This window comes from Novosphingobium sp. TCA1, from assembly GCF_009811895.1.
Lineage (GTDB): Bacteria > Pseudomonadota > Alphaproteobacteria > Sphingomonadales > Sphingomonadaceae > Novosphingobium > Novosphingobium panipatense_A.
This window is the reverse complement of the sequence record NZ_BLJH01000003.1, coordinates 188,941-208,921: the sequence shown is the minus strand read 5'-3', so window position 1 is coordinate 208,921 and position 19,981 is coordinate 188,941. Positions and strand designations below refer to the sequence as shown.

The window sequence follows — 19,981 nt, the reverse complement described above, 5'->3', positions numbered from 1 at the left end:
GACATTGCTTTTATAACGGGAATTTCGGGGATTAAAGGGAAAATTGGGGATCGGAGGGAATTTATTGGCGGATTTCTTCGGATTTCAGGCACGGGTCGTCTTGCCGAGCCGCTATTTAAGCTCTGCGAAACCAATAAAATCGCTGATTTTTCACGGGTTTTCCCTTAGCGCAGGGCTATCCCACACGATCCCCAGTCAATCCCCACTCTCTGCCCAATCTATGAGCGCCCCCAAGGCCTCGCGTCGCCGGGCGAGTGCCGCAGGATCCGGCACTTCTTCCAGCAGCGCGGCATCGGAAACCGCGAAAATCCGGCCTTTTTCGACACGGCACCGGGCAAGAAGGCCTTCCGCAGACAACGTACAGGTACCCGGCGCATCCCCGGCTTTCCCCGCGATCCCGGATTTTCCCGTCGGCCGCGCGGACGGGCTCTCCCCGAAATTCCCCGCCAGGCGAAACCGGCCCGGCAGATTGACGGGGAGTGGGCCGCGTTCGGTATCGACAAGTCGCTCGCCGGGAGGCGCCGCCTCGTCGAACTCCAGCCCCATCCCCCACCGCGCGAGAATGGGAGATAGCAGCACGGTGTCCTGCGGCCTGCGCGGATCGCCCAGGGCAAAGCGGCTGGGCATGGTCAGCGCCGGATCGGCGAAGAGCAGCACGCGGCCGCCCTCCCGGACCCAGCGATCGAGAACGACGTTTTCCTGCGGTGACAGAGGGCGCGGCTGGGCCAGCACCAGCAGGGCGTCTCGCGGCAGCGCGAGCCGTCCTGCCGCGTCGACCAGGGTATCCAGCGGCTTCAGCGTTCCGTGCGAGGAGAGTTCCTCCATCGCCCAGTGCCCGGTCCGCTCGGGGGCGAGCAGTTCGCGAAGATCGCCGCTCTCGCCCCAGACGATCGGCAGGCTGGTATTGAGGCCGATGACACGCGCCGCGCCATGCGGCGGCGAATCGCCGCAACCGGCAAGCGTCAGGACGCCTGCCAGAAGCGTGAATGCATTGCGCAGATTACTGGCTATCGATGGGAACGCCGGTCGCTTCGGGATCGCCGGGAACGGCAGGCGCCGGGGTCGGGCTGGATTCGGCAGCGGGCACGACGCCGATATCCGCCAGGGGATCGCTCGAAGGCTTCTTCGGCTTGGCATCGACGGCGACGACCTGCTGGATCGGATCGGCGGTATCGATCAGGCGCGTGCGATCGTTGATGATGTTCGCCAGCCCCACGATCAGCAGCATGGCGCAGAGGCCGAACAGCCCCACCTGGAGGCGGTGAACAGCCTGCGAACGCAGCTCGCGCGCCGTGGGCGGCACGAAGTGCTGCGGGGTGGTGATCGGTTCGACCATTGTAGGCGGAATGTGCCCTGCCATCGACAGATCGTTTACCTCAGGATCGCAGCCATGGGAAGACGGGCAGATTCTTCGATTCCAGCCATTCCGGGTTGTAGAGCGACGAGAGGTAGCGGAAGCCGGTATCGCACAGGATCGTGGCGACCCGTGCGTCCGTCTTGCCCTCGGCCACCAGCTTGCGGCCGAGCGCGACGGCGCCTGCCACGTTGATCCCCGATGACAGGCCCAGGCATAGCCCCTCTTCCGAGAGCAGGCGGCGAACCCATTCCAGGCCTTCCTCGTCCGAGATGCGGAACTGGGTGTCGATCGGCGCGCCTTCGAGATTGGCGGTGATGCGGCCCTGCCCGATGCCCTCGGCCACCGAATTGCCCTCGGCCTTGAGTTCGCCGTGGGCATAGTAGTTGTAGAGCGCGGCGCCGTGCGGATCGGTGAGCGCGATGGTCACGTTCTCGTCGAAGGCCTTGAGGCCAAGGCCGGTTCCCGCGATCGTGCCGCCGGTGCCCGCAGCGCAGGTGAACCCGTCGATGCGGCCGTCAAGCTGCTGCCAGATTTCCGGCGCGGTGCTTTCGATATGGGCCTTGCGGTTGGCGATATTGTCGAACTGGTTGGCCCAGACCGCGCCGGGCGTCTCTTCGGCAAGGCGGCGCGAGGTGTGGACGAAGTGGCCGGGGTTCGAGAACGGCGCCGCCGGTACGAGCACCAGTTCCGCGCCGAGCGCGCGCAAGGTGTCCATCTTCTCGCGCGACTGGGTTTCGGGCATGACGATGATCGTCTTGTAGCCCAGCGCATTGGCGACCAGCGCAATGCCGATGCCGGTATTGCCCGCCGTGCCCTCGACGATGGTGCCGCCCGGCTGGAGCAGGCCCTTGGCCTCGGCATCGCGCACGATCCACAGGGCGGCGCGGTCCTTCACCGAGGCGCCGGGATTGGCGAATTCGCACTTGCCCCAGATCTCGCATCCGGCGGCTTCGCTCGGTCCCTTGAGCAGGACGAGCGGGGTGTTTCCGATGAGGTCGAGAGTGGAGCGCTGGGGAATGGGTGCAGTCATGGCCGCACAGGTAGGAAGTCAGACCGAAAGGCGCAAATGATTTGCGCTTCTATCTTTCAAATCGGGATTTTTGCGGGATCGCAGCCCCGCAAAAATCGTCATCCCGGACTTGATCCGGGACCGCTGGCCGCCCGCGCCTTGCTCCAAGGCGAATGCCTGAATCAGGCGCCCGCGAACGGCCAACGACCCAAATGAAGATCCGTTTCTCAGTCTTCCTGTGCGATCGTGACCTTGCAGCCTTCGAGAGCCGCCGTCACCGGCACCTGGCAGGACAGGCGCGAATATTCGTTGCGATGGTCCGAACTGTCGAGCAGGTCGTTCTCGTCCTCGCTCATGGCCGGAAGCTTGTCCGCGAAGGCAGGGTCGATGTGAACGTGACAGGTCGCGCAGGAGCAGCAGCCGCCGCAGAGAGCCAGAAGCTCGTCGAACCCGCTGTCGCGGATCGTTTCCATCAGAGTGCGGCCTTCGGTGGCCTCAACGGTGGATTCTTCGCCCGATTGATTGATGACGATGATCTGCGGCATTCTCGTCGATCCCCTTATGATACTGCATGTATCGCAACATGCCTATTCTGGCTTTTGTGGCCGGCTGCTAATGGCTGCAACCCCCTTTTGCAAGGTAATCGAACATGGGCTTGAGCGCGGACGCACTAAAACTGGGACTGGACGCCATCGCCGCGGAAGAACCCGCCATGGCCCGCGCGCTCGATCTGGCCGGGTACCCCGAGCCGCGCATCCGCCCGACCGGCTATGCCACCCTGCTCCGCACGATCGTCGGCCAGCAGGTTTCGGTCGCGGCGGCGGCCTCTGTATGGCGGAGGCTGGAAGATCTCCTCGGCGAGGGGATCGCACCGGAAACCCTTCTGGCCGCCGAATTCGAGGCGCTGCGCGGCTGCGGGCTTTCCCGCCAGAAGCAGGGCTATGCGCGCAGCCTCTGCGAACTGGTGCTCGCGGGGACGCTGGATTTCGAAAATCTGCCGCCTGATGACGAGGAAGCCATTGCCCAGCTCGTCCGCATCAAGGGGATCGGCAGGTGGTCGGCCGAAATCTACCTGCTTTTCGCGGAAGGGCGGCCGGACGTCTGGCCTGCAGGCGACCTTGCGGTTCAGGCCGGGCTGCACAGGATCCTGGGCCTGGAGGGCAGGCCGGACGAGAAGGAAACGCGCAAGCTGGCGGAAGGCTGGCGGCCACATCGCGGCGCCGCGGCGATCTTCACCTGGCATTGCTACAACAACCCGGCTCTCTAGCCAGACTCTCTAGATAGCGAAAACCCCGCGCCGCTCATCGAGAAAGCGCGCTTCCATCCACCGCCTCAGCCGAGGAGACTGGCGCTCGGTCAGGAGCGAGATCGCCGCACTCGCCAGCACGATGAGGGCGATCAGGGATGCGAACAGCGCAAGGCTGCGCCCCGCATCCAGCCCCCAGGAGCGCAGCAGCTGGATCAGCGGCCAGTGGAACAGATAGAGCGTGAAGGAGAAGCCCGCGAGCCGCTTCGCTGTCGCATCCAGCGAGACGATCGGCTCGGCGAAGCGGCCCGAAAGGCTGCGCGCCGCTGCCAGCACCGGCATCATGAGCAGGCCCATGGCGATGTCGGACAGCGCCCATTGCGACCACTCGGTATCCCCCGGCCACCAGGCCTTCAGCAGCGGATTGAGCACCTCGCGGTCCACTTCGAACAGGGCCAGCGCCAGCAGGCCCGCGCCGACAAGCACGAAAGGCGCGGCGGCCAGCGGTAGGCGCCGCGCGGCGGGCACATGTGTCAGGGCGACGCCGAAGAGCCATACCGGCATCAGCAGCAGGATCGCGCCGCCTGCCGCCAGACAGCCCAACACCACGGCGACGACGCGCGCCCAGCCGCGCAGGAACACCGCCAGCGCGAAGATCGCATAGTACCAGACCTCGTAGCAGAGCGACCAGTAAGGCGGGTTCCAGACCGGCCCGGCCACACCGGGCCAGGCGCTGAGGAACGTGAGCGGTGCAAGAAGCTGCCGGGTGATCGCCAGCGCATCCTCCGGGCTGTTGTCCATCCGCACCGGGCTCGGTCCTGCCAGGACATAGGCCGCCAGCGTGCTGAAGATCAGCGCCGGGATCGCCACCGGCAGGATCCGGGCCAATCGCGCAATCGCGTATCGCGGCAGGCTGGATCGGCCGCCCAGCACCGATGTGCTGATGACCAGCCCGGAGAGCACGAAGAACACGATCACGCAGTAATGCTGCATACGTACGCCGAACGGGAACCAGCCCTGATAGAGCCCCAGTTGCACGGCATGTCCCACCGCCACCAGCAGCGCGGCGCCGAAGCGCACGAAATCCAGCACGACCGAAAGCGGCCGCGTGAGGAAAGGCTCCCCGGCAGACTGCGCCACGGCGCGGTGCCCGTTCAGGCCTGGGGCGCGACTGCGTTGATGAAGCGGGCCATGTCGACATCGCGGCGGCTGAGACCGTCGGCATCGTGGGTGGTCAGCGTGATTTCAACGCGGTTGTAGACGTTGAACCACTCGGGGTGATGGTCGGCCTTGTCGGCCTGGATCGCCACGCGGGTCATGAAGCCGAAAGCCTCGTTGAAGTCCGCGAACCGGAGCTTGCGCACGATGGCCAGTCCATCCTCGCGCAGCTGCCAGGCAGGCAGCCCGGCCAGGGCTTCGGCACGTTCGGCATCGGTAAGACGGGCTATGGACATTCGGGACGACTCCGGCAGCAGCCAAGACCATTGGCAACTTGGCACTGGGGGGCCTTTCCACTATCGCGTCGGTGCATGCAAGGGGCCTCCATCGCCATCGACGATCTCGCCTGCCGGCGCGGCGACAGGCTGCTGTTCCGCGGCGTCAACGTGCGCCTGCACGCGGGAGAGGCGCTGCGCGTCTCGGGCCGCAACGGCATCGGCAAGTCCAGCCTGCTGCGTATCGTGGCCGGACTGGCACCTGCCTTCGCCGGGACGGTCAGCACCGAAGGCGCGATCGGCCTTGTCGACGAGCGCCCTGCCCTCGATCCCGCGCGGCCTCTGAGCGATGCGCTGACGTTCTGGCGGCAGATCGACGGCAGCACGGAAAACGCGTGGGAACTCGAACGGCTCGGCCTGGCAGACCTGCTCGACGTGCCGGTGCGCTACCTTTCGACCGGGCAGAAGAAACGCGCGGCGCTTGCCCGCCTGCTCGGCCAGAAGGCACGGATCTGGCTGCTCGACGAACCGCTCAACGGGCTGGACGTCCACGCCGCGACGCTTGCCGAAGAACTGACGGCGGAGCACTGCGCGGCGGGCGGGATCGCGCTGATCGCCTCGCACCAGCCTTTCACGGTGCCGGGAATGGCCACGCTCTCGCTTGCGGACCACGCGGCATGACGGGGCGGGTCCTGCCCCTGCTCCGGCGCGATCTGGCGCGGCTGCTGCTGGGCGGGCGCGGCGGCGGGGCATTGCTGCCGGTCCTGTTCTTCCTGTCCGTCGCCATGCTCTATCCCTTCGCGGTCGGCCCCGACGCGCCCTTGCTGGCGCGGACCGGGGGCGGCGTGATCTGGGTGGCCGCCCTGCTTGCCGCGATCCTGCCGCTCGACCGGCTGGTCGAGCCCGACATCGAGATGGGCCTGTTCGACCAGTGGGCCCTGCGCGGCATTTCCGAAGAACTGGTGATCGCCGTGCGGGTCCTCGCCCATTGGCTGAGCTTCGGCCCGCCGCTGATGCTGGCGGCCCTGCCCGCCGCCGCCCTGCTCGGGCTGGACGGCCACACTCTGGCCATGGTCGAGATCGGGCTCCTGGCAGGCACGCCCGGCCTTGCCGCGCTCGGCGTCACGGTGGCGGCGCTTACGGCCGGCCTGCGCGGCGGCGCGGCTCTGGGAGGACTGCTGATCATTCCCATGGCAGTGCCGGTGCTGATCTTCGGCGCAGGCAGCCTCGGCGCCGGTGGGACCAGCGGCCTTGCGCTCACTGGCGCCGCCAGCCTGGTCCTGCTCGCCATGGCACCTTTCGCGGGCGGTGCGGCCGTACGCGCGGCGCGCGGCTGAAGTTTCATCGCCCTGGCGGTTGGCGCAGCGCCCTCCCGCCACGCATAGTGCCTCCAGACCCGGCGGGAACCGGGCTGGGGAGAGTGCCATGCGCCATCGGATCGGGGGCCGGATTCCGCCCCCTCGGGACCTGACCGAAAGAGCGGAAAAGGAAACCGGCCTCAGCGACTTCGGCGCGGAGGGCTTTCGCGAGGGCCTGAAAATCCTGGTGGATTCCCTCAACAGCGAGGCCCGGCTGAATGCCCTTGGAGAAAGCGCGTTGACGCAGCGGATCCTGCTGCACCTCAAGCAGAGGCTGGAAATCGAGGCGTGGTATCGCCGCCACCCCGAGATCGAGGACGAGGAAATCCGCAATCCTCTGTTCGGCGTCAGCCTGCCGCGTACCGGCTCCTCGGCCCTGTCCTTCCTGCTCGCCAGCGATCCTGCGGTCCGCTACCTCAGGGTGTGGGAGAGCAGCCGTCCCTGCCCGCCGCCGGGCATGGTGGAAGGCCCCGATCCGCGTCGCGGCGTTTCGGCGAGCAGCGCCGACGAACAGCTCAAGGGCGGTACGCGCACACCTACCGGCATCGACGGTGCCATGGAGTGCCAGGACCTCATGGCGCTCGATTTCAGGAGCCAGATCTTCCAGGCTTTCGCCCAGATACCGCGCTATTCGGAATGGCTGCTCCAAGCGGACCTTTCCGGGACTTACGCCTATCACAAACGCGTGCTGAAGCTGCTCCAATGGCGTCAGCCCCGCCGCCCCTGGCGGCTCAAGGCACCGACCCACCTGCTCTATCTCGATGCACTGGTCGCAACTTATCCAGACGCACGATTTGTCATGACGCACCGCGATCCGGGCGAGGTGATCCTCTCGGTTGCGGCGGTCTACGCCGATATCGCCGGGAAGTTCAGCGATGCGCTCGACCATGCCTGGCTGGGCGAACTCAACTTGCGCACCTGGTCCGAAGCCATGCGGCGGGGCATCGCATTTCGCGATGCTGGTGGCGACCCGCGTTTCCACGACATCCATTTCCGCGCGATGCTGGCCGATCCCATCGGGCAGGTCCGGGAACTCTATGCCTGGCTGGGCGAACCGATATCCCCCGCGTTCGCCCGCAGCATGGCGGATTGGTGGCAATCCAACGAAAACGCGCAGCGGATGCCCAGGCCGGATGCGACGCTCTTCGCCCTCGACCCCGACGCCGTAAGGCAACATTTTTCCGAGTATCGCGCGCGAATGGAGCGATGGGCGCCCTTCGGCGAGGCCGCATGATCTCTCAAACCACAGGTGAAGACAGATGGGTGAAGTAACCACCGGCGCGGTACGGTTCGACAGGGCCGCGCGGGAAACGCAGACGATCGCGGGCGGCCCCCGCTACGCGCCGCTGCGGCTCGACGAAGTGAGTCCCGAGGGACAGGAGCAGGTCGATGCGATTCGCGCGGCGTTCCAGATCCCCGAAAGCCGCCCCTTTCCCGACGTCAGCCTCATCACCCTACGCCATCCGGGCATGTTCAAGGGTCAGATGGTGCTCGGCATCGAACTCGCGGCCAAGGGCACGATTCCCGGACGTGAGCGCGAGTTGATGATCCTGCGCCTGGCCCTGCTGGCCCGTGCCCCATTCGAATGGTGCGAACATGTGGATATCGGCAAGGCCTTCGGGATCACGTCCGAGGAAATCGAGCGCGTGATCGCAGGCTCCAGCGCGCCGGGTTGGACGGAGCACGAATCGGCCATGCTTCGCGCCGTGGAGGAACTCGTGGCGGACCATTGCATCGGCGATTCGACTTGGACGATTCTCGCCGCCAGCTGGGATGAAAAGCAGATGCTCGAGCTTCCCATGCTCGTGGGCGCCTATCTGATGACCGCGATGCAGCAGAATTCTCTGAAAATTCAGCCCAAGGGCGGCTTCGACTACCGCTGAAGCAGCCTGTCCGGGGCGGAGTCGCGAATCACCTCTGCGAATCGCTAATTCGCCGTCCCGACTCGCTCACTGATTCGCGCGCCGATTCGCCGAACCGTCGTCCCAGCGGACGGGGGCCTTTTCGCGTGGAAAATATCGCCCGGTTTTTGCCACGGCTCATCGGTGCCCGTTCAGGACGGCCACTGTGGACAAATCCGGCAAAAACCACGGACAACCGCGGTAAAAGCTATGGATTTTCGGGGAAAAAACGGGCCGGGGCGGTTTCTCGCGCATAGCGTGAAATCGCCCCGGCCCAGTCGACAGGAAGGGCAGGCAGGCGCCCCATGACAAGCGCCGGCCCTAGGTCCTTGGTGCAGGCTTGACGGGCAAGACAAGCTGCGTAGACATAGCTAATGATAATCATTCTCAAATACAAGCCCATGGAGAACCAGGCATGTATCAGTACGTCGATCGCCCCCTGAATTCGCTCGACGAGGGCTGCCGTTTCCTCGTCTGGTCGATGCGCGCCTGGGTCACGACGCTGGGGCGTCGCCAGTGCCCGGCGCAGGCCTTGGCCCCCGCTTTCGCGAAGTGGCGGATGATCGGCGGGCTCCAGCCGTTCCACCGCGCGATGCTGCTGTTCAACCGCGACGCGCTGGAGACTTTCGCGTTCTGCCCGATGGCCTGCAGCCACGTATCGGAGCACGAGGCGGTGATTCTCGAACTCATCACCTCGCTGCGCGACCGCGGCCCGCAGCAGACGCGCGAGACGCTGGAACTGGTGGTTTCGGAAGACAGCGTGGGCGACGTGCTGGAAACCCTGTCCAAGCTCGGCGCGGCCATGGCTATCGCAGGCATATTTCCGGGCGAGACGGTGCCTGCGAAGAACATGCGGCACTGAGTGTTTGGGGAGTTTCCGAGTCTGAAACTCCCCTAATAGTTCAGATTCCGATCAGTTCGCGCCCGATCAGCATGCGCCGGATCTCGTTCGTGCCCGCGCCGATGTCGAGCAGCTTGGCGTCGCGGAGATAACGCTCAACCGGCCAGTCCCTGGTGTAGCCTGCACCGCCCAGCGCCTGCACGGCCTCTCCCGCCACGCGGAAAGCATTCTCGCTCGCCAGCAGGATGGCTCCGGCAGCATCGAAGCGGGTGGTCCGCCCGTTGTCGCAGGCCCGCGCCACCGCGTAGACATAGGCCCGCGCCGACTGCAGGGCGACGTACATGTCCGCCACTTTGGCCTGCATGAGCTGGAACGTCCCGATCGCCGCGCCGAACTGGCGCCGTTCGCGCACATAGGGGATCACGGTATCGAGGCAGGCCTGCATGATGCCGATCTGCAGCCCCGCCAGCACCACGCGCTCGTAATCAAGGCCGCTCATCAGCACTTTCACCCCGCCGTGCAGCGGTCCCATCACGTTTTCCGCAGGGACGAAGCAATCGTCGAACACCAGTTCGCTGGTGGGCGAGCCGCGCATGCCCATCTTGTCGATCTTCTGCCCGATCGAGAAACCGGCCATGTCCTTCTCGACCAGGAAGGCGGTGATGCCCTTCGAACCGGCCTCGGCGTCGGTCCTGGCATAGACCACCAGCACGTCGGCGCAGGCGCCGTTGGTGATCCAGAACTTGGTGCCGTTCAGCCGGAAACCGCCGGGCACCGCATCCGCGCGTAGCTTCATGCCCACGACATCCGACCCTGCCCCGGCCTCCGACATGGCAAGGCTGCCGACATGCTCGCCGGAGATCAGCTTAGGCAGGTAGCGGGCCTTCTGCGCGTCGCTGCCCCAGCGGCGGATCTGGTTGACGCAGAGATTGGAATGGGCGCCGTAGGACAGCCCGACCGAGGCCGAGGCCCGGCTGACTTCCTCCACCGCAAGCACATGTTCGAGGTAGCCCAGGCCAAGTCCGCCCCACTCTTCCTCGACGGTCATGCCGTGCAGGCCGAGTTCGCCCATGGCCGGCCAGAGGTCGCGGGGGAACCAGTCTTCCACGTCGACCCGCGCGGCGATCGGCGCGATCTTCTCGTCGGCGAAGCGCGCAACGCTCTCGCGGATCATCTCTGCCGCCTCGCCCAGCGCGAAGTCGAAATCGGGGGTTGCCTTCATACCCATCATCCCGGTTTTTCCGGCCACCAGATCCTGGGGCCGCTCGTTGCCGCACAAGGTAGCGAGGAGGCGCTACGCAAACAAATTGAAACTATCCGTGCCATTCGATAAATTTTACCAATGATAAAGCGCGCCCATATCCGCCATTTCCTGGCCGTGGCCGATTCCGGCAGCTTCAAGCAGGCCTCGGCGCGGCTTCACGTCACCCAGCCCACCGTCTCCACCAGTATCGCGGAACTGGAGCGGCTGGTCGGATCGCCGCTCTTCGTGCGCGATCGCCGCCATGTCAGGCTGACCGAGGCGGGCGGCGCCTTCCTGCCGATCGCCCGCGACCTCGAAGCCGGTTTTCGCCGCGCGGATCAGTTCGGCCGGGCCATGCCGCAGCCCTGGCCCGGCCTGAAGCTGGGCGTGATCCCGACCGTTTCGGGCGCGATGCTGGAAACGGTCGTGCGCGAACTGGCCCGCGATTTCGGGATCGAACTCGTCGAGGGAGACGACCGCAGCCTGCGCGGGGATCTGGCCGCCGGGAAGATCCAGCTCGCGCTGACCCTGCTGGGAGAAGACGAAACAGGATGTTCCGTCCATCCGCTTCTGGAAGAGCCCTATGTCCTCGTCATGCCCGGCACGCATCGCCTTGCGGATGCGGCTTGGATCGCGCCGGAGGACCTTGCCGGGGACATCATGATCGCGCGGAGGTCCTGCGAAGTGCTGCAAAGGACCAGCCGCTTCTTCACGGCGGCAGGCGTGCGACCCCGTTTCGCCCTGCGCAGCGATAACGAGGATCGCTGCATGCGCATGGTCGCGGCCGGGCTCGGGGTAACGGTGGCGCCCCGGTCGCTGGCGCCGGATGGCACCGCCACGGCACAGATAACGGGCTATGGGCTGCGTCGCAGGCTGGGTCTGGTGCGTGGCCCCGGCTTCCCGGCCGAAGCAGAGGAACGACTGACGGCGACGCTGGAGATCGTCACCGTCAGCCTTCCCTCCCTGGCCCTTCGATCTCGCGACGCTCCCTCATAGCGCCGCTCGGCGGTCTCCTTTCGGAAGCCCCGATCAATCTGCCTTCAAATCCTGCCCTGAAACCTTGGCACCTAACCATCGACCTTACGCCCAACGGCTTTTTCAGGCCGCAAGCGGGGGCGCCCCCGAACCGGGTGTCCCTTTTTACCCCCGATCCGGGAAGCGCGCCCCCAACCGCCATGCGGTCGCGCGCCGACAGCCACCTCGTTGGGAGAAGAAGCTGCTGCCGGCACGGTCGCACGTTTCGGTGTTGCCCTATGCGTAAAGAGGTGACAGGGTGCGATCAAACGCAATGAATATGACACAGCGTTGCAAAAATTAGAGCAGGTAGAGAAACCCCAGATGCCGGCCTTTTCGCGCTTCCTGCGCTATTTCATGGCCGTCGGCCGCCTCGGCTCGATCCGCAAGGCGGCCGACGAACTCAATGTCTCCGCCTCCGCCATCGACCGGCAGATCCTCAATGTCGAGGCGGAACTGGGCCTTCCCCTGTTCGAGCGCCTGCCCACTGGCCTGCGGCTGACGGCGGCCGGCGAAATGATGATGGCATCGGGCGCGCAGTGGCAACAGGGCATGGCCGGCCTGCGCGGAAGGATCGAGGACTTGCGCGGGCTCAAGCGCGGCCATGTCGACATTGCCGTGATAGACGCCTTGGCGACGGGGCAGGTTCCCATGATGATCGCCGCCATCCAGCAGCGCTATCCCGGCATCACCATCGGCGTGAAGGTGCTGGGCAACGATGCCGTGCGGCGCGCGGTGATCGGCGGCGAAGTGGACTGCGGCATTCTGTTCGAGCCGCAATCCTACCGCGAACTGTCCGTCCGCGCCTTCACCGAAGTCGTCCTCGGCTTCGTCACCCCGCCCAGGCACCCGATTTCACGGCGCGACGAGGCCCGCTTCTCGGTCTGCGCGGACGAGCCGATGATCATCCCGGCCGAGCCGCTGGCGGTCACCCAGCAGATCTCCGTGCTGGAAGGCGCCACTGGCATCACCCTCAACCGCAAGGGCACGGCGGACAATATCAGGATGATCACCTCGCTGGTGCTGCTGGGGGCCGGGGTCGGCGTTCTCACTTCGCTCGACGTGCAGACCGAAGTGCAGCAGGGCACGCTGGCCTTCACCCGAATTTCCGATTCGCTGCTGCGCCCGATGACCCTGGCGCTCTGCACCGCTTCCGCCCGCACCCCTTCCTACGCGGCGGCCATGGTGATCGGCGAGTTCGAGAACGGTTTTGCCGCGCTGGGTCACGCCGCTTCAAGAACTTAGGCCGGGGGAGCGCCGCGAAAATCCTCGCGATCGGCTCCGCCGCCAGTGTCATGATTGCAAATTTCGCACCGACGCGGTAACGGGAGCAGCTTCCTCTCCAAATGCCCGTTCAGGATTTCATGCTCATGAGTGAAGCTTCCGAGCCTCAGCTCCACTATCTCGAATATTACGAGGATTTCCTCGCCAAGGTCCGCCAGCTTTCGCGTCAGGTGGCGCAAGGCGAATGGATGCCCGAATTCATCATCGGCCTGGGCCGCGGCGGACTGGTTCCAGCAGTCTATATCTCGCACCAGCTCTCGCTGCCGATGCTGTCGATCGATCACTCGTCGAAGATCCCCGGCTTTGCCGACGAACTTCTCGCGAAAGTCGCCGCCATGAGCGCCGAAGGCACGCGCATGCTGTTCGTGGACGACATCAACGACACCGGCGGCACGATCGAATATGTTCGCGGCCAGCTCACCCAGGGCGGCTGCAACCACGACAATCTGCGTTTCGCGGTGGTGATCAACAACAAGAGCTCGAAAGTCGAAGTCGATGCCTGGGCGGACGTGATCGATCGCGCCGATGACAAGCGCTGGTTCGTGTTCCCCTGGGAATCGGTAGGCACGCGGGACAGCATCGTCGAAGAGGCGCTTTCGGTGCCCGAGCGGTTGGCCTGAGGTTCCGGGGGTCCCTGCGTTTATCGAAAGGCCCCAGGACTTCCTCTCGTCTGCAAAACCTCCCTGAGCCCGTCATCATCCCTGTCCGCGAGCGCCAGCATCGCCAGATAGGGATCGCCCTCCAGCCCCAGCACCCGCGCAAAGGCAGGCTCCGTCTTCGCCCCTGCCCGCCGGGCCGCCATGACGGCTTCGTGCAAGTCCGCGCCGCCCAACCGCAGCAGGCGCGCTTCCACCGCGAAGTGGCGCCAGCCGTGCTGCGCCTCCACGGGCTGCGCCTGGCCGAATATCTCGAACGGCACCCCCGCCAGCGAAAACACCGCGATCACCGGGCGATCCGCCTTGCGCCACTGCCACATCGCGAAGTCTTCGAAGTCCCCGCAGGCGTCCCACAGGGCCGCGGCGAAAGCATCGGCATCGGGCGCGTGGCAGAGCACGTCGATGTCGCTGCCGGAGACCGCGAGGCCGAGCGGGAACGTGCCTGCGACGCGCGGATCGAACGCGGCAAGCCGCGTCAGGATGCCGCTGGCGGCCAGCGCCGCCCGCCAGTCGGGTTCGGTCAGCGCCCCGCTTCCAGATAGGCGTCCAATCGGGCGAGATGTTCCGCCACGGCCGCGTCAGGCAGGAACGAGCCGGTGAAGCTGTTGCGCGCCAAAGTCGCCAGCGCCTTCCGGTCCAGCCCTCGCGCCGCTGCGATCGCGCGGTAGTTGTCCGCCACATAGCCCCCGAAATAGGCCGGGTCGTCGGAATTGACGGTGGCCTTGAGACCGTGGGCGAGCATGGCATCGATCGGGTGGTCGGCCAGATCGTCCACCACGCAGAGCTTGTGGTTGGAAAGCGGGCAGACCGTCAGCGTCATTTCCTCGCGCACCAGCCGTGCGATCAAGGCCGGGTCTTCCAGCGCGCGATTGCCGTGGTCGATACGGTGGACGCCCAGGACGTCCAGCGCCTGGTGGACATACTCAGGCGGGCCTTCCTCCCCGGCATGGGCCGTGATCTTCAGGCCCTTTTCGCGCGCGGCGGCAAAGACGCGGGCGAACTTCTCGGGCGGGTGGCCCAGTTCGGAGGAATCGAGCCCCACCGCCTCGATCCGGTCAAGCCAGGGCTCGGCCTCCGCCAGGGTGGCGAAAGCGGCTTCCTCGGGAAGGTGGCGCAGGAACGAAAGGATCAGGCTGCTCGACATGCCGTGCTCGGCGCGCGCCGCTGCCATGGCGGAGAGCAGGCCCTCGATCACGTCTTCGAAAGGCACGCCGCGATCGGTATGGGTCTGGGGATCGAACATCAGCTCGGCATGAACCACGCCGTCGGCCGCCGCACGTGCGAAGTAGGCGGCGGCAAGATCGTGGAAATCCTGCCGTTTCAGCAGCACGTTGGCGCCCGCGTAGTAGATGTCGAGAAAGTCCTGGAGATTCGAGAAATCGTAGGCCGCCCGCACCTCCTCCACGCTGGCGAAGGGGATCGATACGCCGTTGCGCTCCGCCAGCGCGAACATCAGTTCGGGTTCGAGGCTGCCTTCGATGTGGAGGTGAAGCTCGGCCTTGGGCAGGCCGGTGATGAAGCTGTCTAGGTCGGTCATGTCCTGTTCCCGTTCCGGGCCGCCCGGTGGACGAGGCGGCCCAGCAGATAAGTGCGCGCCACGGCGCGGTCGTCGCCGAGCACCTGCAACGCGAAGAGCCGCTGCGCAAGGTCCGCGCCTCGGGTGCGGCGGGAAAGCAGCGGCGTGGCTTGCGGGTCGAGGACGAGGAAATCGGCCTCCTGCCCCGGTTCCAGGTTGCCGACGCGGTCGGCGATATGCAGCAGCGCCGCGCTGCCTGCCGTCGCCAGCCAGAGCGCGCGAAAGGGGTCTAGCGCAGTGCCTTTCATCTGCCCGGCCTGATAGGCGATGCCCTGGGTATGGAGCAGTGAAAAGGTCGTGCCCGCGCCCACGTCGGTGCCGAGGCCGAGGCGCAGGCCGTGGCGCTGCGCCTGCTCGAAATCGAAGCAGCCGGAGCCGAGGAAAAAGTTGGAACTGGGGCAGACCGCGATCCCCGCGCCGCTTTCGTTCAGGCGGCGGCAGGCGCGATCGGACAAGTGGATGCCATGCGCGAAGACCGAGCGGCCGGTGACGAGCCCGAACCGGTCGTAGACGTCCAGATAGTCCGCCGCCTGCGGAAAGCGGGCGGCAACTTCGGCGCATTCGCGCCGGTTCTCGGCCAAGTGCGTGTGAAGGAGCGCTTCGGGGTGCGCGGCCAGCAAGGCACCGGCGTCGGCCAGTTGCGCATCGGTGGACGCCAGCGCGAAACGCGGGGTTATCGCATAGCCCAGCCGTCCCCGGCCCCGCCAGCGCCGGATCAGCGCCTCGCTGGCAGCGCGGCCCGATGCAAGGTCGTCGCGCAGGCCCTCCGGCCCCAGGTCCATCAGGACCTTGCCGGAGACGATCCGCATGTCCCGCGCGCACGCCGCCTCGAACAGGGCATCGACCGATTGCTCGTGGACGGTGGGATAGACGAGCGCACTTGTCGTGCCGTTTCTCAGCAGTTCGTCCAGGAAGAAAGCCGCCACCCCGTCCGCATGGCCCTTGTCGGCGAAGGCCGTTTCGGCGGGGAAAATGTGCCGCTCCAGCCAGTCGAGCAGTTGCTCCCCGTGGGAGGCGATCCGGTCGGTCTGGGGATAGTGGACATGGGCATCGACGAAACCGGGCACCATCAGGCCGCTCAGGCTCTCCATCGAAACCTGCGGAAATCGGGCGATCAGTTCGGCATAGGCCCCGCGCGCCACGACCACGCCGTCCTCCACCACCAGAAGGCCGTCGGGCTCGTGCCGAACGGCTTCGGGATCGCCCGTGGGGTCGCGGGAAACGGAGAGGATTTCGGCGCGGAAGGCGTGGATCATCCGCTTTTTACTAGGGCGTAAACTCCCGGATGACGAGAGCGCGCTTGTTCACCCTCCCGCCAGCCATGCGAAGCGGGCGACGAAGACCAGCGCCAGCAGCAGCAGGAACCAGTCCTTCCGCTCGATGGTCCCGCGCACCAGCTTGAGCAGGGCATGGGCGGTGATGCCGAAGGCAAGGCCGTTGGCGATCGAGAACGTGAAGGGGATCATGGCCACGGTCAGGAAGGCCGGGATCGCCGCCAGCGGATCCTCCCATTGCACTTCGGTGAGCGGCAGCAGCATGAGCCCGCCAACTATGATCAGCGCAGGCGCCGTGGCCGCCAGCGGGATGACTTGCGCATAAGGCGCCACGAACATGGTCGCAAGGAACAGCAGGCCGGTCACGACCGCGGTAAGCCCCGTGCGCCCGCCCGCCTGCACGCCTGCCGCGCTCTCGACATAGCTCGTCACCGTGCTGGTTCCCGCCATGGAGCCGACGATGGTGGCGGCCGCGTCGGTCATGAGGATGCGATTGAGGCGCAGGATACGCCCCTGCCCGTCGATCAGACCGGCCCGCTTGGTGACGGCCACGAGCGTGCCGATATTGTCGAACAGGTCGACGAAGAGGAACACGAAGAGGATCTCGAACAGGCCGAGGCCATGGCTGCCGGAGAGTCCGAATACACCCGCAAGGTCCAGCTTGAAGGCGGTGCCGGTCAGCGCTTCCAGCGAATAGGGCTCCGGGTGGACCGATACGAGGCCGAAGAGCCAGCCCAGCGCGGTCGTGGCCAGAATGCCGATCAGCATGGCGCCGCGCACGTTCCATACCGAAAGTGCGCCGATCAGCACCAGCCCGAACAGCGCCAGCGCCGCGCCCGGTGCCTTGAGGTCCCCCAGCGCGACGATCGTGGCGGGATCGGCCACGACGATGCCCGCGCTCTTGAGGCCGACGAATCCGATGAAAAGCCCGATCCCGCCCGCGACGGCGGCAAAGAGATATTGCGGGATCGAGGAGACGATGAGCTGGCGCACCCCGGTGACGGTCAGTGCCAGGAAAGCCACGCCGGAAAGGAACACGCAGCCCAGCGCCACTGGCCATGGCACGCCCATCTGCTGGACGACGGTGAAGCTGAAATAGGCATTGAGCCCCATGCCGGGCGCCAGCGCCAGCGGCGTATTGGCAACCAGCCCCATCAGGATCGACGCAAATGCCGCCGCAAAGCAGGTCGCCGCCGCCACCGAGGCCACCGGCATGCCCGCCGCGCCCAGGATCGCGGGGTTGACCAGCACGATATAGGCCATCGTCAGGAAGGTTGTCGTGCCCGCGAGCACTTCGGTACGGGCATCGGTGCCACGCGCGCTCAGGGCGAAGCGGCGTTCCAGCAGACCGCGTCCCGGCAGGCCATTGCGCTCGATTTCGGTCCGGCTCCGCATCGCGTCCTGGCTTCCCCTGGAAAGGTTCGATTACTCGCCCCCTCCTATCCACAATTGCCAGATGCTGCCAACGCTTCGTGCCCTGGGGAGAGACTACGCAGGCTCCTCCACCCACTCTCGCCGCAATGCCGGACCGGCAAGGCTCATCAGCAGCGCCGCCAGCAGGTAGAGCCCGAGCCCGATCAGCATCGAATAACGCAGCGATTCCGCGCCATAGACCGGCGCCAGCGCCTTCGACAACACGCCCAGCGCATAGATCCCGCCGCCAAGGCCGATCAGATTGTTGATGAGCAGGAACAGTGCCGAAGCCGTTGCCCGCGCAGGGGGCGGGACGAGGTGCTGGACGGCGCTCGTCACCGGGCCGAGCCATACATAGGCCAGCGCCTGCGGCACCAGGAACAGCAGGAAGGCGAGCGGCACGCTGGAGGTCCAGATCCCGCCCGCGAACAGCGGCACGGCGGCGACATAGGCCAGAGCGGGAACCCGGCCGTACCAGGCACGGTCGCCCTTGCCGAGACGGTCGGCCAGCAACCCGCCCATGAGCACGCCCGCCGTCCCGCCGATCAGCAGGACCGCACCGATGAACCACGAGGTCTGGACGAGATCGAGCGCGAAACTGCGCTGGAGCAGGCTCGGCAGCCAGAAGGCAAGGCCGTAGCCCAGCATCGAACTGGAAGCGGCGCCGAAGCTCAGCAGCCAGAATGCACGCTTGCCGGCAAGCAGCGCGGCCACTTCGCCGAAGCGAACCGCAGGCGCGGTCGTGACGACGCGGGGCTTGTCCCTGACCACCAGCTTGAACAGCGGCGCGATCAACAGTCCCGCCAGCCCCACGGCGACAAAGGCCGCGCGCCAGTCCACCCGCGCCGCGACGTAACCTCCCGCCAGCACCCCCATCGCCGAACCGAGCGGAATGCCCAGCGAATAGACCGAAAGCGCGAAGGCCCGCCGCTCGCTGGGGAAATGATCGCCGATCACGGCATAGGACGGCGCGACGCCGCCCGCCTCGCCTACCCCCACGCCGAGCCGGGCCAGGAAGATATGCCAGAACCCCGTGGCCGCCCCGCACAAGGCGGTGAACAGGCTCCAGACCACCAGCGAGCCGGTGATTACCCACGAGCGGCTGGTGCGATCGGCCAGCCAGGCGAGCGGCACCCCGAGCGTGGAGTAGAGCATGGCGAACGCCAGCCCGCCCAGCATGCCCATCTGGGCATCGTCGAGACCCAGTTCCTGCTGGATCGGCGCGGCCAGGATCGCGAGGATCTGGCGGTCGACGAAATTGAAGATGTAGACCAGCAGCAGCATCGCCAGCACCAGCCGTGGCGATGCCGCGCGGGCACTTTTATCGTTCATCGTCAGCCTCATTCGTCGTCCCGGATTTTTCGAAAGCGGGAAGGCACCCGCGTCTTGCCGCGATGTGGGTTGTTCATGGCCAGCGGTCCCGGATCAAGTCCGGGATGACGGGACCTGCTCTCGCAGGAACGCAGAGATTGCCGCCACTGCGGGCAATTCGTCGAGAATCGGTGCGTGGCCGACGCGCGGCACTTCCACCGCGGCGAAAGGCCCCGCGTGGCGCTGCGCCATCTCCCTCACCGTCCCGGCGGAAAGCAGATCGGATAGCGCCCCGCGCACGACCAGTACCGGGGCCGCATCCAGCAGGTCCCACAAGGGCCAGAGATCGGGCGGCACGGTCTGCGGCGTGTCCCCGTCCATACCTTGCGATATCGCCGGGTCGTAAGCGAAGGACACGGTTCCGTCCGCATTCTCGCGGCAGGTCCTGCGGGCGAAGGAGAGCCAGTCCGCACCGCCGAAATCCGGGAAAGCGGCAGCGTTGACGGCGCGGCACCGCGCCGCCGCTTCCTGCCACGAGGCCATGGTCCTGCCCGCGCCGACATAGCCCTGGATCCGCGCGAGACCTGCGGGGTCCAGCACCGGGCCAATGTCGTTGAACACGAAACCGGCAGCAAGCTCAGGCCGCAGGGCATTCATCACCATGGCCATGAGCCCCCCCATCGACGTGCCGATCAGGCAGGCGCGGGTCACGCCGAGGCCGTCCAGCAGCGCCAACATATCCTGCGCATAGACGTCGGGCCGGTACTGCGAGGGCTCGGGGTCCCACTGGGAAAGCCCCCGCCCGCGCTGGTCCGGCACGATGAGGCGATATCGTCCGGCGAGATGCGCGGCGAGCGGCTCGAAATCGGCGCTGTTGCGGGTGAGGCCGTGCATCAGCAGCAGATCGGGCGCCCCTGCCTCGCGCGCCGGATAGTCGCGCGCGGCAAGATCGAGCCTCCCGCAGGCGCTGCGGTAGCGGTGGAGGCGGTAATCCATGGCGGCATTGTCCTTTCGGCCCGGAAACGGGCGCGATGAAGGGCTGAAACGTTTGGCGGCGGTGATGGG

22 protein-coding genes are annotated in these 19,981 nt (G+C 66.4%); 9 read left to right on the top strand and 13 right to left on the bottom strand.

Annotated elements, in window-relative coordinates; all coding sequences use genetic code 11:
• Positions 1 to 195 precede the first annotated feature (195 nt).
• From NTCA1_RS06200 to NTCA1_RS06185, 4 genes are all read right to left on the bottom strand, one after another.
• The gene (locus NTCA1_RS06200) at positions 196 to 825 is read right to left on the bottom strand and encodes a GldG family protein (protein WP_236549122.1); all 630 of its coding nucleotides are present in this window, start codon (positions 823 to 825) and stop codon (positions 196 to 198) included.
• 175 nt (positions 826 to 1,000) lie between these two features.
• Positions 1,001 to 1,360, bottom strand: coding sequence for a hypothetical protein (locus NTCA1_RS06195; protein WP_236549121.1), 360 nt, complete (start codon positions 1,358 to 1,360; stop codon positions 1,001 to 1,003).
• A gap of 16 nt (positions 1,361 to 1,376) precedes the next feature.
• Positions 1,377 to 2,387 (bottom strand): cysteine synthase A, encoded by a 1,011-nt coding sequence (locus tag NTCA1_RS06190; RefSeq protein WP_159829298.1) that lies wholly within the window; start codon positions 2,385 to 2,387, stop codon positions 1,377 to 1,379.
• A 206-nt stretch (positions 2,388 to 2,593) separates the two neighbouring features.
• Positions 2,594 to 2,911, bottom strand: coding sequence for a 2Fe-2S iron-sulfur cluster-binding protein (locus NTCA1_RS06185; RefSeq protein WP_086491779.1), 318 nt, complete (start codon positions 2,909 to 2,911; stop codon positions 2,594 to 2,596).
• A gap of 104 nt (positions 2,912 to 3,015) precedes the next feature.
• Between NTCA1_RS06185 and NTCA1_RS06180 the strand changes: the two genes are divergently transcribed.
• The gene (locus tag NTCA1_RS06180) at positions 3,016 to 3,633 is read left to right on the top strand and encodes a DNA-3-methyladenine glycosylase (protein ID WP_159829296.1); all 618 of its coding nucleotides are present in this window, start codon (positions 3,016 to 3,018) and stop codon (positions 3,631 to 3,633) included.
• A gap of 9 nt (positions 3,634 to 3,642) precedes the next feature.
• Here NTCA1_RS06180 and NTCA1_RS06175 read toward each other — a convergent pair whose 3' ends face one another.
• Both NTCA1_RS06175 and NTCA1_RS06170 read right to left on the bottom strand, forming a co-directional pair.
• Positions 3,643 to 4,752, bottom strand: a complete 1,110-nt coding sequence (locus NTCA1_RS06175; protein WP_159829294.1) for an acyltransferase — start codon at positions 4,750 to 4,752, stop codon at positions 3,643 to 3,645.
• 14 nt (positions 4,753 to 4,766) lie between these two features.
• The gene (locus NTCA1_RS06170) at positions 4,767 to 5,066 is read right to left on the bottom strand and encodes a 4a-hydroxytetrahydrobiopterin dehydratase (RefSeq protein WP_159829292.1); all 300 of its coding nucleotides are present in this window, start codon (positions 5,064 to 5,066) and stop codon (positions 4,767 to 4,769) included.
• Positions 5,067 to 5,141: 75 nt separating this feature from the next.
• Between NTCA1_RS06170 and ccmA the strand changes: the two genes are divergently transcribed.
• The 5 genes from ccmA (at position 5,142) to NTCA1_RS06145 (ending at position 9,166) form a co-directional block, all read left to right on the top strand.
• Positions 5,142 to 5,726: a heme ABC exporter ATP-binding protein CcmA gene (gene ccmA, locus NTCA1_RS06165; RefSeq protein WP_133083627.1), complete on the top strand. Its 585-nt coding sequence runs from the start codon at positions 5,142 to 5,144 to the stop codon at positions 5,724 to 5,726.
• The gene (locus NTCA1_RS06160) at positions 5,723 to 6,382 is read left to right on the top strand and encodes a heme exporter protein CcmB (protein ID WP_159829289.1); all 660 of its coding nucleotides are present in this window, start codon (positions 5,723 to 5,725) and stop codon (positions 6,380 to 6,382) included. The genes ccmA and NTCA1_RS06160 overlap by 4 nt, the downstream gene beginning before the upstream one ends.
• Before the next feature lie 88 nt (positions 6,383 to 6,470).
• Positions 6,471 to 7,637 (top strand): sulfotransferase, encoded by a 1,167-nt coding sequence (locus tag NTCA1_RS06155; RefSeq protein ID WP_086491785.1) that lies wholly within the window; start codon positions 6,471 to 6,473, stop codon positions 7,635 to 7,637.
• A gap of 25 nt (positions 7,638 to 7,662) precedes the next feature.
• On the top strand, positions 7,663 to 8,286 hold the full coding sequence (locus tag NTCA1_RS06150) for a carboxymuconolactone decarboxylase family protein (RefSeq protein ID WP_133083624.1): 624 nt from the start codon (positions 7,663 to 7,665) through the stop codon (positions 8,284 to 8,286).
• A 433-nt stretch (positions 8,287 to 8,719) separates the two neighbouring features.
• Positions 8,720 to 9,166, top strand: coding sequence for a hypothetical protein (locus NTCA1_RS06145; RefSeq protein ID WP_086491787.1), 447 nt, complete (start codon positions 8,720 to 8,722; stop codon positions 9,164 to 9,166).
• Positions 9,167 to 9,206: 40 nt separating this feature from the next.
• On the opposite strand, the gene NTCA1_RS06140 is transcribed toward NTCA1_RS06145, so the two are convergent.
• Positions 9,207 to 10,367 (bottom strand): isovaleryl-CoA dehydrogenase, encoded by a 1,161-nt coding sequence (locus tag NTCA1_RS06140; protein ID WP_133083623.1) that lies wholly within the window; start codon positions 10,365 to 10,367, stop codon positions 9,207 to 9,209.
• A 120-nt stretch (positions 10,368 to 10,487) separates the two neighbouring features.
• Here NTCA1_RS06140 and NTCA1_RS06135 point away from each other — a divergent pair, with 120 nt between their 5' ends.
• From NTCA1_RS06135 to NTCA1_RS06125, 3 genes are all read left to right on the top strand, one after another.
• Positions 10,488 to 11,384: a LysR family transcriptional regulator gene (locus NTCA1_RS06135; protein ID WP_159829287.1), complete on the top strand. Its 897-nt coding sequence runs from the start codon at positions 10,488 to 10,490 to the stop codon at positions 11,382 to 11,384.
• Between the two features lie 342 nt (positions 11,385 to 11,726).
• Entirely contained in the window at positions 11,727 to 12,647 is a 921-nt protein-coding gene (locus NTCA1_RS06130; protein WP_159829285.1) for a LysR family transcriptional regulator, read from the top strand.
• 125 nt (positions 12,648 to 12,772) lie between these two features.
• A complete protein-coding gene (locus tag NTCA1_RS06125; RefSeq protein ID WP_159829283.1) occupies positions 12,773 to 13,306 on the top strand; it encodes a phosphoribosyltransferase in 534 nt (177 codons plus the stop codon).
• A 20-nt stretch (positions 13,307 to 13,326) separates the two neighbouring features.
• Here NTCA1_RS06125 and NTCA1_RS06120 read toward each other — a convergent pair whose 3' ends face one another.
• From NTCA1_RS06120 to NTCA1_RS06095, 6 genes are all read right to left on the bottom strand, one after another.
• Positions 13,327 to 13,821, bottom strand: a complete 495-nt coding sequence (locus NTCA1_RS06120) for a DUF4269 domain-containing protein (RefSeq protein WP_236549137.1) — start codon at positions 13,819 to 13,821, stop codon at positions 13,327 to 13,329.
• Between the two features lie 41 nt (positions 13,822 to 13,862).
• Positions 13,863 to 14,879, bottom strand: coding sequence for an adenosine deaminase (locus NTCA1_RS06115; protein WP_159829281.1), 1,017 nt, complete (start codon positions 14,877 to 14,879; stop codon positions 13,863 to 13,865).
• Entirely contained in the window at positions 14,876 to 16,174 is a 1,299-nt protein-coding gene (gene guaD, locus NTCA1_RS06110) for a guanine deaminase (protein ID WP_159829279.1), read from the bottom strand. Before guaD ends, NTCA1_RS06115 begins: the two co-directional genes overlap by 4 nt.
• A gap of 48 nt (positions 16,175 to 16,222) precedes the next feature.
• On the bottom strand, positions 16,223 to 17,587 hold the full coding sequence (locus NTCA1_RS06105; RefSeq protein WP_159829277.1) for an NCS2 family permease: 1,365 nt from the start codon (positions 17,585 to 17,587) through the stop codon (positions 16,223 to 16,225).
• Between the two features lie 93 nt (positions 17,588 to 17,680).
• On the bottom strand, positions 17,681 to 18,937 hold the full coding sequence (locus NTCA1_RS06100; protein ID WP_159829275.1) for an MFS transporter: 1,257 nt from the start codon (positions 18,935 to 18,937) through the stop codon (positions 17,681 to 17,683).
• 93 nt (positions 18,938 to 19,030) lie between these two features.
• The gene (locus NTCA1_RS06095; protein ID WP_133083615.1) at positions 19,031 to 19,912 is read right to left on the bottom strand and encodes an alpha/beta fold hydrolase; all 882 of its coding nucleotides are present in this window, start codon (positions 19,910 to 19,912) and stop codon (positions 19,031 to 19,033) included.
• Positions 19,913 to 19,981: the final 69 nt, after the last annotated feature.

Excerpts from the sequence above, each read along its gene's own strand:
- NTCA1_RS06115 (WP_159829281.1), bottom strand. The coding sequence starts at position 14,879 with ATGACCGACCTAGACAGCTTCATCACCGGCCTGCCCAAGGCCGAGCTT.
- NTCA1_RS06195 (WP_236549121.1), bottom strand. The coding sequence starts at position 1,360 with ATGGCAGGGCACATTCCGCCTACAATGGTCGAACCGATCACCACCCCG.
- NTCA1_RS06105 (WP_159829277.1), bottom strand. The coding sequence starts at position 17,587 with ATGCGGAGCCGGACCGAAATCGAGCGCAATGGCCTGCCGGGACGCGGT.
- NTCA1_RS06185 (WP_086491779.1), bottom strand. The coding sequence starts at position 2,911 with ATGCCGCAGATCATCGTCATCAATCAATCGGGCGAAGAATCCACCGTT.
- NTCA1_RS06145 (WP_086491787.1), top strand. The coding sequence starts at position 8,720 with ATGTATCAGTACGTCGATCGCCCCCTGAATTCGCTCGACGAGGGCTGC.
- NTCA1_RS06125 (WP_159829283.1), top strand. The coding sequence starts at position 12,773 with ATGAGTGAAGCTTCCGAGCCTCAGCTCCACTATCTCGAATATTACGAG.
- NTCA1_RS06200 (WP_236549122.1), bottom strand. The coding sequence starts at position 825 with ATGGAGGAACTCTCCTCGCACGGAACGCTGAAGCCGCTGGATACCCTG.
- NTCA1_RS06130 (WP_159829285.1), top strand. The coding sequence starts at position 11,727 with ATGCCGGCCTTTTCGCGCTTCCTGCGCTATTTCATGGCCGTCGGCCGC.
- NTCA1_RS06150 (WP_133083624.1), top strand. The coding sequence starts at position 7,663 with ATGGGTGAAGTAACCACCGGCGCGGTACGGTTCGACAGGGCCGCGCGG.
- NTCA1_RS06095 (WP_133083615.1), bottom strand. The coding sequence starts at position 19,912 with ATGGATTACCGCCTCCACCGCTACCGCAGCGCCTGCGGGAGGCTCGAT.
- NTCA1_RS06190 (WP_159829298.1), bottom strand. The coding sequence starts at position 2,387 with ATGACTGCACCCATTCCCCAGCGCTCCACTCTCGACCTCATCGGAAAC.
- NTCA1_RS06140 (WP_133083623.1), bottom strand. The coding sequence starts at position 10,367 with ATGAAGGCAACCCCCGATTTCGACTTCGCGCTGGGCGAGGCGGCAGAG.
- NTCA1_RS06180 (WP_159829296.1), top strand. The coding sequence starts at position 3,016 with ATGGGCTTGAGCGCGGACGCACTAAAACTGGGACTGGACGCCATCGCC.
- ccmA (WP_133083627.1), top strand. The coding sequence starts at position 5,142 with ATGCAAGGGGCCTCCATCGCCATCGACGATCTCGCCTGCCGGCGCGGC.
- guaD (WP_159829279.1), bottom strand. The coding sequence starts at position 16,174 with ATGATCCACGCCTTCCGCGCCGAAATCCTCTCCGTTTCCCGCGACCCC.
- NTCA1_RS06155 (WP_086491785.1), top strand. The coding sequence starts at position 6,471 with ATGCGCCATCGGATCGGGGGCCGGATTCCGCCCCCTCGGGACCTGACC.
- NTCA1_RS06170 (WP_159829292.1), bottom strand. The coding sequence starts at position 5,066 with ATGTCCATAGCCCGTCTTACCGATGCCGAACGTGCCGAAGCCCTGGCC.
- NTCA1_RS06160 (WP_159829289.1), top strand. The coding sequence starts at position 5,723 with ATGACGGGGCGGGTCCTGCCCCTGCTCCGGCGCGATCTGGCGCGGCTG.
- NTCA1_RS06135 (WP_159829287.1), top strand. The coding sequence starts at position 10,488 with ATGATAAAGCGCGCCCATATCCGCCATTTCCTGGCCGTGGCCGATTCC.
- NTCA1_RS06100 (WP_159829275.1), bottom strand. The coding sequence starts at position 18,937 with ATGAACGATAAAAGTGCCCGCGCGGCATCGCCACGGCTGGTGCTGGCG.